This window comes from Kitasatospora sp. NPDC001132 (genome assembly GCF_053598415.1).
In genome coordinates this window covers 196,955-212,252 of record NZ_JBSFKF010000004.1, presented here as the reverse complement: position 1 = coordinate 212,252, position 15,298 = coordinate 196,955, and the positions used below count along the sequence as shown (strand labels likewise).

Here is a 15,298-nt window from a genome sequence, read left to right as displayed (position 1 = left end):
TCCCCGAGGCCTCCCCTACGGGGACGGCGGAGCTCCGTGCCCGAACACGCGTGAGGCCCGGGAGGCGGTTGCCTCCCGGGCCTCACGACGGCCGTCACCGGGTCACTCGTCGTCCTCGTCGTCGAGCCGCGCCAGCCAGGTGGCCAGCCGTTCGACCGGGACCTCGAAGTCCGGGTTGAGGTCGACGAACGTGCGCAGCTGCTCGGCCAGCCACCCGAGGGTGACCTCCTCCTCGCCGCGCCGGTTCTCCAGCTCCTCGATGCCTCGGTCGGTGAAGTACACGGTTCGCTCCGGTCCGGTGGGGATTGACCTGGTCAGGATAGTGCTCAGCCGGCGCGCCAGGTGCTGACGGTGACCTTGGCGGCCCCGGAGGTCGGGTCGGCCTGCTCGATCGCCACGATGGCGATGTTGCGGGTGACCCGGTCCCGGACGCAGAGCAGCCGGCCGGGCGCCACCCGGTTGTACGAGAGGTCGGTGTCCGGCCGGGAGTCGATCGCGGCGGCGCACTGCTCGGCGGTGACGGACGGCTCGGTGATCACCGCGAAGTCCGACTTGTTGTCGCCGTAGCTGGCGAAGGCGTTGGCCTTGCTGCCACTGCTGTTGTTGGTGACCCCGAAGCCCCACTTGAGGTCGGTGGAGCGGGGCACCACGGTGCCCGAGTCCAGGTCGATCCGGTAGGCGTCGGAGGAGTAGTCGGCGCTGGGGATCGCCAGCGACTTCTTGTCCAGCATCGGGGAGTAGCCGGTGGGCCGGGCCGGGGCCGAGACGGTGCTCTGGCCGGGCTTGGGGGAGGAGGCCGTCACCGGGTCGGTGGAGGCGGAGGCGCTGGGGGAGGAGGCCGGCCTGGTCGGGTCAGGGCCCTGGGTGACGGTGACCGCCGGGGCCGGCTTGGCGTCCGACGCCTTGCCGTCGTCCAGCTTCTTCATCAGCACCACGCCGCCCGCGGTGCCGCCGACCGCCATCACCAGGGCGACGGTGAGCAGCACCTTCCAGGACACCCCGCCCTTGCGCCCCGGCCCGGGCTCCGGGGCCGCGGCGGGCGCCGGGTCGGCGGTCAGTGCCGGGCCGGGCGGCGGGGTGTCGTAGGACGGCGGCTCCGGCTGGAGCCGGACGGTCGGCGGGGTGGGCAGCACCGGCGCGGTCGGCGACTCGGTGGGCGGCTGCGGGGCGCCGTACGAGCCGACCGGCGGCGGCGTGAAGCCGTGCGGGGGCGTCGGCGGCTGCTGCGGCGGGTGCACCGCGGTGGCCGGGTGGGTCGGCGCGCCGGGCGGCGGCGGGGGAGTGGCCGGCATCGCGGGCGGCGGGGTCGGCGGGGTGGCGGGCGCGGCCGGCAGCGGGGTGGGCGGAGTCTTGGGCAGGTCCGAGCGGCGGGTGATCTCGGTGTTGACCTCGCGCGGCAGCCAGTCGTCGCCGAACCGCAGCTGGCCGCCGACCTCCGGGTGGTTGCGGGCGACCCGGATGATCTCGGCGGGCGTGGGGCGGTCCTCCGGGGACTTCGCCAGGCAGCGCTGGATCAGCTCGCGCAGGTCCGCCGGGACGGCGGTGAGGTCCGCGTCCTCGTGCACCACCCGGTAGAGCACCGCGGTGTCCGGGCCGTCGCCGAACGGCGCGGTGCCGCCGGCCACGTACGCGGCCAGGGCGCCGAGCGCGAAGACGTCGGTGGCCGGGGTGACCGGGCGGCCCTGGGCCTGCTCGGGGGACATGAAGGCGGGGGAGCCGATCCGGTAGCCGGTGCCGGTCAGCGCGGTGGCGTCGGCGGCGCGGGCGATGCCGAAGTCGATCACCCGCGGACCGTCCCCGGCGACCAGCACGTTGGCGGGCTTGAGGTCGCGGTGGACCACCTCGACGCTGTGGATCGCCTGGAGGGCCTCGGCGATGCCGCCCATCAGCAGCAGCACGGTGCGCACCGGGAGCGCGCCGTTCTCGCGCACCACCTGCTGGAGGGACGGGCCGGGGACGTACGCGGTGACCAGCCAGGGGGCGTCGCCGTCCAGGCCGCCGGAGTCGATCACCTGCGCGGTGTAGAGCCCGTGGATGCGCTGGGCGTTGCTGACCTCCTGGGCGAAGCGGCGGCGGAACTCGCCGTCCTCGGCGAACTCCGGGCGCACCACCTTGAGCGCCACCGGGCGCCCGCCCGGGGTGTACGACAGGTAGACCCGGCCCATGCCGCCGGCGCCCAGCCGGGCGAACAGCCGGTAGCCGCCGACCTCCCGCGGGTCGTCCGGGAGGAGCGGCTGGAAGACCGGTGGGAGCTTTCCGGCGTCCCGAGGCGTGTCGGCGGTCATGTGGTGGTCCCCCTGGGAGAGCGGTGAGGCGGTACGGCCGTGGCGGTCGGGCGCGTGGACGGGCACCGGGGCCGCCGGACGGCGAGGCATAACCTACCGACCCGTCAGGAGCTCGCGCACCGCGGTTCCGCTTTGGTTGCAGAGCTGGGACCAAAAGGTCAGCGCACACGGACCCCTGACGGGCGGGCGGGAGCGCCCGACCGGCGCGCGGGAACGCCCGCGGCCCCGCCCTCCGGTGGGAGGACGGGGCCGCGGGCGTGGAGAGTGCGGGCTTCAGCGCGTCAGAGCGCGAAGACCTCCTCGACCAGGGCCTGCTGCTCGGCGGCGTGCCGCTTGGCCGAGCCGACCGCCGGGGACGAGGCCGCGGTGCGGGCGACGCGGCGCAGACGGGCGTCGCCGCCGCTGCGGCCGATGACGACCTGCAGGTGGTCGACCAGGTTCATCGCGATGAACGGCCAGGCACCCTGGTTGGCCGGCTCCTCCTGCGCCCAGACGAACTGGACGTCGTCGCCGTAGCGGGCCAGCTCCTCCTGGAGCTCGGCCACCGGCAGCGGGTAGAGCCGCTCGACCCGGACGATCGCGGTGTCGGTGACGCCGCGCTCGGTGCGGGCCGCCTCCAGGTCGTAGTAGAACTTGCCGGCGGTGATGACCACCTTGCGGACCTGCGCCGGGTCGACGGTGTTGTCGCCGATGACCGGGCGGAACGAGCCGGACAGGAACTCCTCGGTCGCACTCGCCGCGGCCTTCAGGCGCAGCATCGACTTCGGGGTGAAGACGACCAGCGGCTTGTGGTGCGGGTTGTGCGCCTGCCAGCGCAGCAGGTGGAAGTAGTTCGACGGCAGGGTCGGCATGGCGACCGTCATGTTGTTCTGCGCGCACAGCTGGAGGAAGCGCTCCGGGCGGGCGGACGAGTGGTCCGGGCCCTGGCCCTCGTAGCCGTGCGGCAGCAGCAGGGTGACGCCGGAGTGCTGGCCCCACTTCTGCTCGGCGGAGGCGATGTACTCGTCCACCACGGTCTGCGCGCCGTTGACGAAGTCGCCGAACTGCGCCTCCCACATGACCAGCGCGTTCGGGCGGGTCAGCGAGTAGCCGTACTCGAAGCCCATGGCCGCGTACTCCGACAGCAGGCTGTCGTAGACGGTGTAGCGGGCCTGGTCCTCGGTGAGGTACTGCAGCGGGGTGTAGTCCTCGCCGGTCTTGCGGTCGATCAGGACGGCGTGCCGCTGGCCGAAGGTGCCGCGGCGGCTGTCCTGGCCGGCCAGGCGGACCGGGTGGCCCTCCATCAGCAGCGAGCCGATGGCGAGGGTCTCGCCCATCGCCCAGTCGATGGTGTTGTCCTCGACCGAGGCGGCGCGGCGCTGCAGCTGCGGCATCAGGCGCGGGTGGACGGTCAGCCAGTCCGGCAGGTTGACCTGCGAGGCGGCGATCCGCTTGACCATCTCCTGGGAGATGCCGGTCTGGATGGAGACCGGGAAGTCGGCGACCGGCTTGCCGGCGGTGGCGGCGGCCGGCGCCTGGGCCGCGTCGCGGACCTCGGCGAAGACCTTCTCCAGCTGGCCCTGGAAGTCCTGGAGCGCCTGCTCCGCCTCTTCCATGGTGATGTCGCCGCGACCGATCAGGCCCTCGGTGTACAGCTTGCGCACCGAGCGCTTCTTGTCGATCAGGTCGTACATCAGCGGCTGGGTGAACGACGGGTTGTCGGCCTCGTTGTGACCGCGGCGGCGGTAGCAGATGAGGTCGATCACGACGTCCTTGTGGAACGCCTGGCGGAACTCGAAGGCGAGCCGCGCGACGCGGACCACGGCCTCCGGGTCGTCGCCGTTCACGTGGAAGATCGGGGCCTCGATCATGCGCGCCACGTCGGTGGAGTACATCGAGGAGCGGCTGCTGGCCGGGGCGGCGGTGAAGCCGACCTGGTTGTTGACCACCATGTGCACGGTGCCGCCGGTGCGGTAGCCGCGCAGCTGCGACATGTTCAGGGTCTCCGCGACGACGCCCTGGCCGGCGAAGGCCGCGTCACCGTGGATCTGGATCGGCAGCACCGGGAAGGTGGTGCCGCCCTGGTCCAGGATGTCCTGCTTGGCGCGGGCGATGCCCTCGAGGACCGGGTCCACGGCCTCCAGGTGGGAGGGGTTCGCGGCGAGCGAGACCTTGATGGTCTCGCCGTCCAGGCCGGTGAAGGTGCCCTCGGAGCCGAGGTGGTACTTGACGTCGCCGGAGCCGTGCATCGACTTCGGGTCGAGGTTGCCCTCGAACTCGCCGAAGATCTTGCCGTACGGCTTGCCGACGATGTTGGCCAGCACGTTCAGGCGGCCGCGGTGGGCCATGCCGATGACGACCTCGTCGAGGCGGTGCTCGGCGGCGGCGTCGATCGTGGCGTCCAGCAGCGGGATGAGCGACTCGCCGCCCTCCAGCGAGAAGCGCTTCTGCCCGACGTACTTGGTCTGCAGGAAGGTCTCGAAGGCCTCGGCCGAGTTCAGGCGGCGGAGGATCCGCAGCTGCTCCTCGCGCTCCGGCTTGGTGTACGGCTTCTCCAGGCGCTCCTGCAGCCACTGGCGCTGCTTCGGGTCCTGGATGTGCATGTACTCGACGCCGACGGTGCGGCAGTACGTGTTGCGCAGCAGGCCGAGGATGTCGCGGAGCTTCATCATCTTCTGGCCGCCGAAGCCGCCGACCGCGAACTCGCGCTCCAAGTCCCACAGGGTGAGGCCGTGGGTGGTGACGTCCAGGTCGGGGTGCTTGCGCTGCTTGTACTCCAGCGGGTCGGTGTCGGCCATCAGGTGGCCGCGGACCCGGTAGGAGTGGATCAGCTCCATGACGCGGGCGGTCTTGTTGACCTCGTCGTCATGGGTGGTGGCGACGTCGGTGGCCCAGCGGACCGGCTCGTACGGGATCCGCAGCGACTCGAAGATCTCGTCGTAGAAGCCGTTCTCGCCGAGCAGCAGGCGGTGGATCTCGCGCAGGAACTCGCCCGACGCCGCGCCCTGGATGACGCGGTGGTCGTAGGTCGAGGTCAGCGTCATGATCTTGGAGACGCCCAGGCGGGCCAGGGTCTCCGGGGCGGAGCCCTGGAACTCGGCCGGGTACTCCATGGCGCCGACGCCGACGATGGTGCCCTGGTTCTGCATCAGGCGCGGCACGGAGTGCACGGTGCCGATGCCGCCGGGGTTGGTCAGCGAGACCGTGACGCCGGTGAAGTCGTCCATGGTCAGCTTGTTGGCGCGGGCCCGGCGGACGATGTCCTCGTAGGCCTGCCAGAAGCCGAAGAAGTCGAGCGTCTCGGCCTTCTTGATGGCCGCGACGACCAGCTGGCGGTCGCCGTTCGGCTTGACCAGGTCGATGGCCAGGCCGAGGTTGACGTGCTCCGGCTTGACCAGGAAGGCCTTGCCGTCCTCCACCTTGTAGCTGTGGTTCATGCCCGGGGCGGCCTTGATGGCCTGGACCAGGGCGTAACCGATCAGGTGGGTGAAGGAGACCTTGCCGCCGCGGGCGCGCTGCAGGTGGTTGTTGATGACGATGCGGTTGTCGATCAACAGCTTCGCCGGGACGGCGCGGACCGAGGTCGCGGTCGGCACCTCCAGCGAGGCGTCCATGTTGGTGGCGACGGCCTTCGCCGGGCCGCGCAGCTGGATCAGCTCGGGGCCGGTGGCGGCGGCGGGCGCGGCCGGCGCCGGGGCGGCGGCCTTGGGGGCCGGGGGCGCGGCGGGCGCGGCGGCGAGCGGAGCCGGGGCGGCCGGAGCAGCCGGGGCGGCGGGCGCGGCCGGAGCAGCAGCAGCGGCGGGCGCGGGGGCAGCGGCAGGGGTCGGCGCGGAGCCGGCCTGGGTCGCGGCCTGGGTCACTGGGGTCACCTCGGTACCGGGCTTGTAGTCGGCGAAAAAGTCCCACCAGGCTCGGTCGACCGAGTTCGGGTCCTGGAGGTACTGCTGGTAGATCTCGTCGACGAGCCACTCATTGGGGCCGAAGCCAGTGGAACTTGCCGAGCTGTTGGGGGTTTCAGGGGACTGTGGCGACACGGCGGCAACCGCCCTCTTCCGCTTCCTTTTGGGATGTTTGGACAGCGGGGATTAAGGCTACGCCCCTGACCAGTGATCGCGCAGTCCCCGAGGCCCAGGCGTCGCCCAGATCACAGTGTTGACCTGCACTTTGGCTGAAAAAGTGCGTTAGGAAGCCGCATCTGAGGGGAAGCGGTCGGCGCCGAACAGGGCCCATACCCGGACCAAACCGGACAAAAACTCGGTCGAATCCTTTAACGATCTTCGCATGCGTCTGTGTCGGATCTGTGACAAATGTCCCGACCGTCACCCTGGCGCTGCCCGGGCAGCCGGACCTCGATCCGGCAGCCGCGCGGGGACTCGGCCACCGCGATCCGCCCGCCGTGCAGGTCCACCGCCCAGCGGGCGATGGCCAGGCCCAGCCCGGTGCCGCCGTCCGCGCCCGGCCCGGCGGCGGTGGCGGTGCCGCTGCGGCCGAACCGCTCGAAGACCCGGGTGCGGTCGGCCGGCGGGATGCCGGGGCCCTCGTCCTCGACCTCCAGCAGCAGGCCGCCCGGCCCGCCCTCCGGTCTCGCCCGCACCGTCACGGTGCCGCCGGGCGGGGAGTGCTTGCAGGCGTTGTCGACCAGGTTGGCGACCACCTGGTGCAGCCGTTCGGGGTCCGCCACGCCGGTCAGGCCGGTCGGGCTGACCTCCAGGGCCAGCCGGACGTCCCCGCGCCGGGAGAAGGCGCCGCCGGCCGTCGCGCCGTCCACGGTGACCCCGCGCAGCACGCCGTCCAGGAACTCGCGCACCTCGAAGGGGCGGGCGTCCAGGTCGACCACGCCGTCGTCGATCTTCGAGAGGTCGAGCAGGTGGGTGACCAGCCGGCCGAGCCGCTCGGTCTGCTCCAGCGCCGCCTCCAGGGTGGCCGGATTGGGCTGGACGACGCCGTCCACCACGTTCTCCAGGACGGCGCGCAGCGCGGCGATCGGCGTGCGCAGTTCGTGCGAGACGTTGGCGACCAGCTCGCGGCGGTGCCGGTCGGCGGCTTGGAGGTCGGCGGCCATGGCGTTGAAGGCGGCCGCCAACTCGCCGATCTCGTCGCGTGAGCTCGCCTCGACCCGGCGGCTGTAGTCGCCGGAGGCCATCGCGCGGGCGGCGGCCGTCATCTCGCGCAGGGGGGCGGTCAGCCCGTGCGCGAGGAACTGCATGAAGAGCAGCGAGGCGATCATGGAGAAGACCACGATGATCCGGATCTGGGTCTCGGACCGGATCGCCACGACCACCATCCCGGTGGCCAGGAACACGGAGACGATCACGAGCAGGGCGAGTTTGCCCTTGATCGAGCGGACCGGGTCGAGCGGCCGGATGTCGGCCCAGACCCGGCGGGCGGCGCGGGCGGCCAGGTTCTGCTGCCGCGTGCCGTCGGATTCCCCGTTGCGTTGCTGTGGAAAGGTCATTGTCCCCTGTGGTCCCGCGTTGTCCCCCGCGTGGTGGCACGGCGTCGTCCGGACACGGGCCCCCCGGTGGCCCGTCGCCCGTGAGCGAACGCTAGGAGAGCGGGGCCTCCAGCGCGTAGCCGACGCCGTGGACGGTGCGGATCCAGCTGGCGCCGATCTTCCGGCGCAGCGCCTTGACGTGGCTGTCGACGGTGCGGGTGCCGGAGGCGTCGGTCCAGTCCCAGACCTCGGCCAGCAGCTGCTCGCGGGTGAGCACGGCGCGCGGCTGGGCGGCCAGGCAGGCGAGCAGGTCGAACTCGGTCGGCGTCAGGTGGACGTCGCCCGAGGCCAGCCGGACCCGGCGCTGCACGTGGTCGATCTCCAGCTCGCCGAACCGCAGGCTGCCCAGGGCGGGCGTGCGGGCGGCCTGCTGGGCGCGCTCCACGCGGCGCAGCAGGACGTTGACGCGGGCGGCCAGTTCGCGCATCGAGAACGGCTTGGTCATGTAGTCGTCCGCGCCCACGCCGAGGCCGACCAGCAGGTCCGTCTCGTCGTCGCGGGCGGTCAGCATCAGGACGGGCACCGGGCGCTGGGCCTGGATCCGGCGGCACACCTCCAGCCCGTCGAAGCCGGGCAGCATGATGTCGAGGACGACCAGGTCCGGCTGCCAGGTGTGGAAGCCGTCGACCGCGCCGGGGCCGTCGTGGGCCACGGCGACCTTGAAGCCCTCGGCGCCCAGCCGGGCGGCGATCGACTCGGCGATCGTGGGCTCGTCCTCCACCACCAGTACTCTGCGCTGGCTGCTCACAGTGCCACCGGTGTGCTGGTTGTCCTGCTGGATTTCTGTCACGGTCACGCCACCGCCCCCAGGGCTGCGGGCCGGCCACCCGTGGGGATGGCGGGGCTCCGCTCGTAGTCTTGTTCCGTCGTGGACTGTGCCGGGTCCGCCGTCCCGCCGCGCGATCGGGAGACGGGGACGGATGGTCGGCCGCCCACTTCTCCCGCGCACTTCGCAGCGTACGGACAGCGGATGCTTCCCGGCAGGTGGACCGGACGTTTCCGGCCCGTGGGCCGGCTCTCGGGCCGCCCTCGGACCCACTGCACGAGTGGGCACGGGCCGATACCTTACCCGGCGAATTTTCTCTGCGTAACGGTACGTATGCAGTCCAGTTGACGCCGAGGCGCCGGTCAGAGGCCCTGCGCCTCCATCGAGGGGGAGAAGGTCTGGACCAATATCGGGAATCCGGCGGTCCGCCGCGGCGACGGTCTTCACGGGCTTTTCCCAGGTGTCTCCCAGAACCTCGACGTACCGTGGCCACGACAAGGCCCGACCGGGCGGAATCCGCGGCGCGCGCCGGTACGTTGGGCACCTGACGAGGAGTCGGTGGCTGCGGCGTGGAGCGGAGGCGGCATGGCGGGACTCGGGCGGGGCGCCGAGGGGTTCGGGGCCGCGCGGGCGCCGTACGGAATGCTCCGCCTGGGGCTGCGCGCCGGCGTCGTGGAATGGCTGATGGAACGGGTGCCGACACCCCGGAGAACGCCCTTCACCATCGGATACCTCGCCGTCGTGGGAGCCACCACGACCTTCGCCGGGCTCGCCGATCCTGAACTCGTCCAGCGTCTGCAGGAAGCCTCCAGTTCGGACGGGCACAACCTGCTCCAGCACCCTTTGCGCGCTCTTGTGCTGAGCGGATTCTGGGTGGCCGGCGAGGTGTGGATGCCGTACCTGTGGGGATTCGCCCTCACCCTCGCGCCGCTGGAGCGCAGGGTCGGTCCGGCCCGGGCGGCGGCGGTGTTCGCGGCCGGGCACGTCGCCGCGACGCTGCTCTCCCAGGGCGTGGTGATCACCGCGGTGGAGACCGGGCGGATGGCGCCCGAGGCGATGGACCACCTGGACATCGGGGTCAGCTACGGCGTGCTCGCCTGCCTGGGCGCGGTGGCAGGGCTGCTCTCCTGGCGCGGGCGGCTGCTGGCGCTGGGCGGTGCCGGGCTGATGATCGCCGAGCAGATCGCCTCCGACCGGGACGTGGTCACCGGGGTGGGGCACCCGGCCGCGGTGCTGACCGGGGTCGCGCTGTGGCGCTGGCTGCGCCGGGTCGAGCGGCGCCCGTCCAGGCCGCGTCCGGTCGCCGCGACGGCCTCCGGCGGTGCGCCGGCCCGGGTGCGGGCAGTGCGTTGACGCCGTCGCCCGGTCGGGGTTCACCCGGGGTCGGGCGCTCGGCTGTCAGGGCTTCCCCAGGAGCCCTCGGCCTCCTTTTGACGCGGTCACGGGAAGGGCCTTCCGCACCGAATCCCGTTCGCTCGCGGCGAACAGGCCGTCGGGAACATCCGGCGACCGCCAGGCCTTAGTCAGGTCGACTCAAGTTCGCTGACTGGGGAGAGATCATGGCATCGACGTCCACACCGCTCACCCTGCCCGTGCTGCCGCTCGACGACGAGGTCGTCCTGCCGGGCATGGTGGTCCCGCTGGACCTGAAGGACACCGAGGTGCGCGCCGCGGTCGAGGCCGCCCGGGCCGCCGCCACCGGCAAGCCGCAGGTCCTGCTGGTCCCGCGGGTGGACGGCTCGTACGCGGCGGTCGGCACGCTGGCCACCGTGGAGCAGGTCGGCCGGCTGGCCGACGGCCCCAACACGTTGTTGCAGTCGGCCGCGCTGGTGCGCGCCGTGCGCCGGCTCCGGATCGGGGTCGGCACCACGGGCCCCGGCGCCGCCCTCTGGGTGGAGACCACGCCGTTCCGGGAGTCCTCGGTGGGCACCCCGGTGGCCGGCCGGACCGCCGAGCTGGTCAGGGAGTACAAGGCGCTGTCCACCCAGTGGCTGCGCAAGCGCGGCGCCTGGCAGATCGTCGACCGGGTCGACCGGATCGAGGGCGTCGGCGAGCTCGCCGACAACATCGGCTACGCGCCCTTCGCCACCGCCGAGCAGAAGCTCAAGGTGCTGCTGGAGGCCGACCAGGTCGCCCGTCTGGAGTACGCGCTCACCCTGCTGCGCGACCACCTCGCCGAGGAGGAGGTCAACGACACCATCCGCAAGGACGTCGAGGAGGGCGTGGCCAAGCAGCAGAAGGAGTTCCTGCTCCGCCGCCAGCTGGAGGCCGTCCGCAAGGAACTGGCCGAGCTGAACGGCGAGGCCGCCGACGAGGAGGGCGACTACCGCGCCCGGGTCGAGGCCGCCGACCTCCCCGAGAAGGTCCGCGAGGCCGCGCTCAAGGAGGTCGACAAGCTGGAGCGCGCCTCCGACCAGTCACCCGAGGGCTCCTGGATCCGCACCTGGCTGGACACCGTCCTGGAGCTGCCCTGGAACGAGCGCACCGAGGACGCGTACGACATCGCCGGCGCCCGCGCGGTGCTGGACGCCGACCACGCCGGCCTGGCCGACGTGAAGGACCGGATCGTCGAGTACCTGGCCGTCCGCAAGCGCCGGGCCGACCAGGGGCTCGGGCCGGTCGGCGGCATCAAGGACGTTCGGGGCGAAGCCGTTCCCAAGAAGGGCGGCGGTGGGCGGCGGGCGGGAGGAGGCGCGGTGCTGGCCCTGGTCGGCCCGCCCGGCGTCGGCAAAAGGTATCACAGTTGGGTGGACCCGCTCTGACCTGCGATTACGGGCTCAGCGTCACGTGCACGGGCCCTACCTCGGCCGTCCATGTCTCGCCCCTGCCGACAGCCGGACCGCCCTCGTTGATGATCCGTCCATGGAGGGGCGCAGCGACGTGCAGCATGATGTGAGTCCGGGTCATGGAGTCGTCATCGGCGAACACGTTCAACAGCACGTCGGTAAGTACCTCGGACGCTTCCTGTGCCGACCCGCATTCCTCGGCACCTTCCCACTCCGGCTCGATCTCCCACGCAATATGCATGCGGGCAGAGTACTGGCCGGGCCAGTACCGATCACCTTCGATCAACCCGGCGTGCGAAGCAGCGTGGGCGACCAGGATGGGCCCATGGCTAAGAAAACCACCCCCAGCGACACCAACCCCCGAGGCAACCCGGAAACGGCGCGCAGCGTCGCCAAGGAAACCGCCAAGGACGGCCGGGAGAGTCAGAGCAACGGCAGCCAGCGCAAGGGCATTGCCGGAGCGAACAACCTCAACACCGCCGCCGCCAAGCAAGAGAGGGCGAAGAACGGCTAGCCGCCGCCAACACAGAAGGGCCCTTCCAGCACTCCGCCGGAAGGGCCCTTCTCGCTGTTCTCAGGCATTCCAGCCCCGGGCGACAATGACAGCGACCGTGGCAACCCACACAAGCCACCCGAGGCCCAGAACGGCCCTACGCACGCTTCACCGCGTCCGGCCGCGCCGTCCACTCGATTCCGCCGCCCACGGGCCGCACAAAGGCCGTTGGACCCTCACGCCACCCAAGTCCGGGGACGTACTCCCGGATACGCCTGATGTCCATGAGATGCCCGGTCCGCTGACCATGCTTGACCAACTGCCCGATATCCCGCCGCGTGACGCTCACGACAGCGACCCCCGTCGCCCGGAGCAGTGCGCACCGTGCCACGGACACACGTCCGGACGTTCCTCCCGACGCTGGAACAGGAACGTATCGGTGGCCGGGTCATAGACCCCGCCAAACGCCTCCTGCCACGGCCCGTCATACGCCTCAGCGATGCGAGCGTAGGCGTCGGCAGTGCTGACCACCTCTGGCGTCTGAAAGTCGCTCAGAGGGCCGTCTGAGGCTTCCACGGGCCTACGCCTCCCGGGTGACCAGACGGGCAACGCGCGCCAGCTTCGGGGGTCTGTGCGGGTGGTTGTTGATCTCCAGCAACACGTCACGGTCGTAGTCCTGGAGCCACTCCGACCGCATGGCGGAGCAGACGTCACACCCCTTTACGGGCGTAGCCCGGATCACCGGGTCTCGGTACGACACGATCTCTTCGGGCGGCGCGGGCTGTGCGGCTCTCTTGCTCTTCGCCATGTCAGGCACCCTCTCTGACGCGCCGCAGGGTGCCTCTGTACGACTCGCGAAACGGGGGTCAACCCGCCCCAGCCGTACAGCGACATTCCCCGCGCTTACGCGGTCCGCTGCGGTCATGCTCTGCCCCTCTCGGGACACGTCCGATCGGCACGCCGGACGGTAAGCAAATGCTAGACCCACAAAGTGAGTTGGGTCACTCAGTTACACAAAAGTGGGTATGTCCGACCGTAATCGAATCGGCCCCGCTCACCAGGGCGTCAGCCGCCGCCGCACACGCTTCGCTGCGCGCCCCCTTCCCCAGGTGCGCCCACCCCTCGGCCAGCTCCCGCAGCTCGGCCACCAGCACGGCCCTTGTGCCTTCCTGAGTCATCATCATGTGGGCAGCGTCACGGGTCACGCGGCAGCCGTCAAGCGGGTACGGACCAGCGCCATAGACCATGCCCGCTTCGGCCCCGCGTGATCAACGATCAGCCACTCACCGCCGGTGGCCCGATACATGCCCGCCGCTGCATCCCACCGGCGCGGTACGACAGCGAGCACGGTCCCCGTGGTGGCCCCTTGGACGATCACCCGGAACCACGGCGAAAAGTCCGGACAGAGTGGCCCAGCGGCCTCACAGACAGCTACGTACGTCGCCAGGATGGCCCGGAGTTCCCGGCAGTCCCGCGCCCCCTCCTCGGCCCTTCCCATGTGGCTGCACGGCTTCCAGCTGACCCCATCCGTGCTGATCTCGACCGACAGGTGCACCACGATATCTACGCGAGTCGACTCGTCCACCCTGACCCCTTTGTTCCGAAATGATGCGAACAGACGTTCGAAACCCGTTGAGCGCTCAACGGTCTCAACTTTACCTCTCGTTAAGGCTCCCTTCATCTGGTTATTAGGTAAAGATCGGTCAACGAGTTGCTGAGAACTTACAGGGCGTCATCGCTCCGGGTGGTTCAAGATCCGACACGGAGAGTGATAGGGATCACATTGGTCTAGACCAGTCACCTAGGAACGTTCCTAGGTGGCACGCAAAAGGGCCCCGGATTTCTCCAGGGCCCTCGACTTGCTATCTAGTTCACGCGGACGTGGTGGGCGTGTTCACCGGCTGCGGAGCGCTACCGGTCGGGGCGGTCGGAACGCTGGCCGTCTCCGTAGCCGTGGGGGTCGGCGTAGCGGTCGGGGCGGTCGGCAGCGTGTTGGCCGTGACCGTTACCGTGGGGGCCGGAGCCTGAGGGGCCGGAGCGATCGTCACTGTAACCGTAACGGTCGGGATCGGGGCGACCGTAACCGTCTCCGTGGGGGCCGGAGCGACGGTAACGACCTGCGCCGGAACCGGGGTGACGGTCTCAACCTTGGCGGTCTCGGTCGCCGCGAACATCGACGGGTCGACGGTCGGGACGGCCGAAGGGCTCAGCGACGGGGACGGGGAAAGCGACGGCGCGGGGGTGACGGTCTCGGCCGCGTGCTCGCTGTTGTGGCCGCTCAGCAGGTAGCCGCCGCCGAACGCCAGCGCTACGCCCACGACACCAGCCACGATCTTGCCGGTGTTCTTGTTGTTCTCCATGGTCTCTCTCCTCGTTCCCGCCTCGGGCTTGTTCCCTTGGCGCTGAAAGAACAGTAGCACGGTGGAAGCGGGGCACACAACACAGCACCTAGGAACGTTCCTAGGTGGTCCAACGCAAAAACCCCCGGCAGGCCGAAGCCATACCGGGGGCACTGGGGGCGGTCAGCAGTCGGGGCAACCGAGGCAGTCAGCGTGAGCGGCGATCACGTGGCAGGTGCGGCAGTAGTCGGGGCAGTCGGAACCCTCGCTGCTGCGAATGGCGTGGTTGATGGCGTCCATGGTGAAGCCACCAGCGGTCATCATGCGCACGGTAACGCGGCGGTTCTCGGCCTTAGCGTCAATGGCGGCGAGCTCAGCAGCGGTGATCATTTCGGTTCCTTCCGTCTGGCCGGTGGGCGTGTTCCCTTCCGACGCGTCCGACTCTAGCAGAAAACCCCCGGTAGCCAAAGCCACCGGGGGTCATACTTAAGGATGAGGCGGTCAGGGGATGATGGCCTCGACAGCGGAGACAACGCGCACGTCAATGAGCTTAACGCCACGCTCGGCGGCCACGCGCTCAACCACCTCACGCACCTCGGGCAGCAGCGCGTCAAGGTGGTTGGTGGTCACCACGTTGGAGGTGCGGGAGCGTCCGAGCGGGTAAGCCTTACGGCGGAGGCGGGGAGTGCTGGCAACGTCGCCGGTGATGCGCACCTGGTTGCGGAAGCCGGATCGGCGGTCAGCGTTCATGGTGTTTCCTCTCGTCCCGCCGTCCGGCCTGTTCCGTTCGGCGTCGTGGTGAAACCGTAGCATGCGAGCAAGCTTGGCACCAACACCACCTAGGAACGTTCCTAGGTGGTCCTACTCAGGTATGAGAAAGGGCCCGGCGGCGCAATGCCTACCGGGCCCTAAGGCTCATGTTATGCCGACTTGCGCGCAGCCCAGCGAGCGGCCGACTCCTCGCACAGGTCCGCGTGAGCGGCAGCAGCATCGGCCGTGCCAAACGCGAACTGCGTGAGGCGACGGGGGCGGTTGCGGTCGGCGAGATCCACGACGTACCAGTTGTAGGCGACAACCTTGCCAGCGCGGTTCCGAATCTCCACCGGCTCAATCCCGTAGCGCATGATTCCTGCCTCTCTGCTGTCCTCGGGCCTGT

Annotated in this window: 12 protein-coding genes and 1 pseudogene; 3 read left to right on the top strand and 10 right to left on the bottom strand. The window is 70.6% G+C overall.

The features are described 5' to 3' along the window. Nucleotides 1-102 precede the first annotated feature (102 nt). The 5 genes from ACWDBE_RS07865 to ACWDBE_RS07845 all read right to left on the bottom strand — a co-directional run bounded on the left by ACWDBE_RS07865 (nucleotide 103) and on the right by ACWDBE_RS07845 (nucleotide 8,548). On the bottom strand, nucleotides 103-282 hold the full coding sequence (locus ACWDBE_RS07865) for a DUF6104 family protein (RefSeq protein WP_049649445.1): 180 nt from the start codon (nucleotides 280-282) through the stop codon (nucleotides 103-105). Nucleotides 283-326: 44 nt separating this feature from the next. Then, nucleotides 327-2,285, bottom strand: coding sequence for a protein kinase domain-containing protein (locus ACWDBE_RS07860; RefSeq protein WP_449807512.1), 1,959 nt, complete (start codon nucleotides 2,283-2,285; stop codon nucleotides 327-329). Between the two features lie 281 nt (nucleotides 2,286-2,566). After that, on the bottom strand, nucleotides 2,567-6,298 hold the full coding sequence (locus tag ACWDBE_RS07855; protein ID WP_449791550.1) for a multifunctional oxoglutarate decarboxylase/oxoglutarate dehydrogenase thiamine pyrophosphate-binding subunit/dihydrolipoyllysine-residue succinyltransferase subunit: 3,732 nt from the start codon (nucleotides 6,296-6,298) through the stop codon (nucleotides 2,567-2,569). Nucleotides 6,299-6,531: 233 nt separating this feature from the next. Then, a complete protein-coding gene (locus tag ACWDBE_RS07850; RefSeq protein WP_449791551.1) occupies nucleotides 6,532-7,719 on the bottom strand; it encodes a sensor histidine kinase in 1,188 nt (395 codons plus the stop codon). A 91-nt stretch (nucleotides 7,720-7,810) separates the two neighbouring features. After that, nucleotides 7,811-8,548, bottom strand: a complete 738-nt coding sequence (locus tag ACWDBE_RS07845; RefSeq protein ID WP_392874216.1) for a response regulator transcription factor — start codon at nucleotides 8,546-8,548, stop codon at nucleotides 7,811-7,813. A 561-nt stretch (nucleotides 8,549-9,109) separates the two neighbouring features. Here ACWDBE_RS07845 and ACWDBE_RS07840 point away from each other — a divergent pair. The 3 genes and pseudogenes from ACWDBE_RS07840 (at nucleotide 9,110) to ACWDBE_RS07830 (ending at nucleotide 11,824) form a co-directional block, all read left to right on the top strand. Further along, nucleotides 9,110-9,877, top strand: coding sequence for a rhomboid-like protein (locus ACWDBE_RS07840; protein WP_449791552.1), 768 nt, complete (start codon nucleotides 9,110-9,112; stop codon nucleotides 9,875-9,877). Between the two features lie 206 nt (nucleotides 9,878-10,083). Continuing rightward, a pseudogene (locus ACWDBE_RS07835) lies at nucleotides 10,084-11,256 on the top strand (LON peptidase substrate-binding domain-containing protein); the annotation flags it as partial. 130 nt (nucleotides 11,257-11,386) lie between these two features. Further along, the gene (locus tag ACWDBE_RS07830; protein WP_449807511.1) at nucleotides 11,387-11,824 is read left to right on the top strand and encodes a hypothetical protein; all 438 of its coding nucleotides are present in this window, start codon (nucleotides 11,387-11,389) and stop codon (nucleotides 11,822-11,824) included. A 559-nt stretch (nucleotides 11,825-12,383) separates the two neighbouring features. Here ACWDBE_RS07830 and ACWDBE_RS07825 read toward each other — a convergent pair. From ACWDBE_RS07825 to ACWDBE_RS07805, 5 genes are all read right to left on the bottom strand, one after another. After that, nucleotides 12,384-12,611, bottom strand: coding sequence for a hypothetical protein (locus ACWDBE_RS07825; protein WP_449807510.1), 228 nt, complete (start codon nucleotides 12,609-12,611; stop codon nucleotides 12,384-12,386). Between the two features lie 1,063 nt (nucleotides 12,612-13,674). Next, nucleotides 13,675-14,163 (bottom strand): hypothetical protein, encoded by a 489-nt coding sequence (locus ACWDBE_RS07820; RefSeq protein ID WP_449807509.1) that lies wholly within the window; start codon nucleotides 14,161-14,163, stop codon nucleotides 13,675-13,677. Nucleotides 14,164-14,325: 162 nt separating this feature from the next. After that, on the bottom strand, nucleotides 14,326-14,532 hold the full coding sequence (locus tag ACWDBE_RS07815; RefSeq protein ID WP_449807508.1) for a hypothetical protein: 207 nt from the start codon (nucleotides 14,530-14,532) through the stop codon (nucleotides 14,326-14,328). A gap of 111 nt (nucleotides 14,533-14,643) precedes the next feature. Beyond that, on the bottom strand, nucleotides 14,644-14,892 hold the full coding sequence (locus tag ACWDBE_RS07810; RefSeq protein ID WP_449807507.1) for a hypothetical protein: 249 nt from the start codon (nucleotides 14,890-14,892) through the stop codon (nucleotides 14,644-14,646). A 170-nt stretch (nucleotides 14,893-15,062) separates the two neighbouring features. Beyond that, entirely contained in the window at nucleotides 15,063-15,266 is a 204-nt protein-coding gene (locus ACWDBE_RS07805) for a hypothetical protein (RefSeq protein WP_449807506.1), read from the bottom strand. Between the last annotated feature and the right edge of the window lie 32 nt (nucleotides 15,267-15,298).

What these genes read in the sequence shown, in the direction of transcription:
- ACWDBE_RS07860 (WP_449807512.1), bottom strand. Translation starts at nt 2,285, where the DNA reads ATGACCGCCGACACGCCTCGGGACGCCGGAAAGCTCCCACCGGTCTTC.
- ACWDBE_RS07850 (WP_449791551.1), bottom strand. Translation starts at nt 7,719, where the DNA reads ATGACCTTTCCACAGCAACGCAACGGGGAATCCGACGGCACGCGGCAG.
- ACWDBE_RS07840 (WP_449791552.1), top strand. Translation starts at nt 9,110, where the DNA reads ATGGCGGGACTCGGGCGGGGCGCCGAGGGGTTCGGGGCCGCGCGGGCG.
- ACWDBE_RS07830 (WP_449807511.1), top strand. Translation starts at nt 11,387, where the DNA reads ATGGAGGGGCGCAGCGACGTGCAGCATGATGTGAGTCCGGGTCATGGA.
- ACWDBE_RS07825 (WP_449807510.1), bottom strand. Translation starts at nt 12,611, where the DNA reads ATGGCGAAGAGCAAGAGAGCCGCACAGCCCGCGCCGCCCGAAGAGATC.
- ACWDBE_RS07820 (WP_449807509.1), bottom strand. Translation starts at nt 14,163, where the DNA reads ATGGAGAACAACAAGAACACCGGCAAGATCGTGGCTGGTGTCGTGGGC.
- ACWDBE_RS07815 (WP_449807508.1), bottom strand. Translation starts at nt 14,532, where the DNA reads ATGATCACCGCTGCTGAGCTCGCCGCCATTGACGCTAAGGCCGAGAAC.
- ACWDBE_RS07810 (WP_449807507.1), bottom strand. Translation starts at nt 14,892, where the DNA reads ATGAACGCTGACCGCCGATCCGGCTTCCGCAACCAGGTGCGCATCACC.
- ACWDBE_RS07805 (WP_449807506.1), bottom strand. Translation starts at nt 15,266, where the DNA reads ATGCGCTACGGGATTGAGCCGGTGGAGATTCGGAACCGCGCTGGCAAG.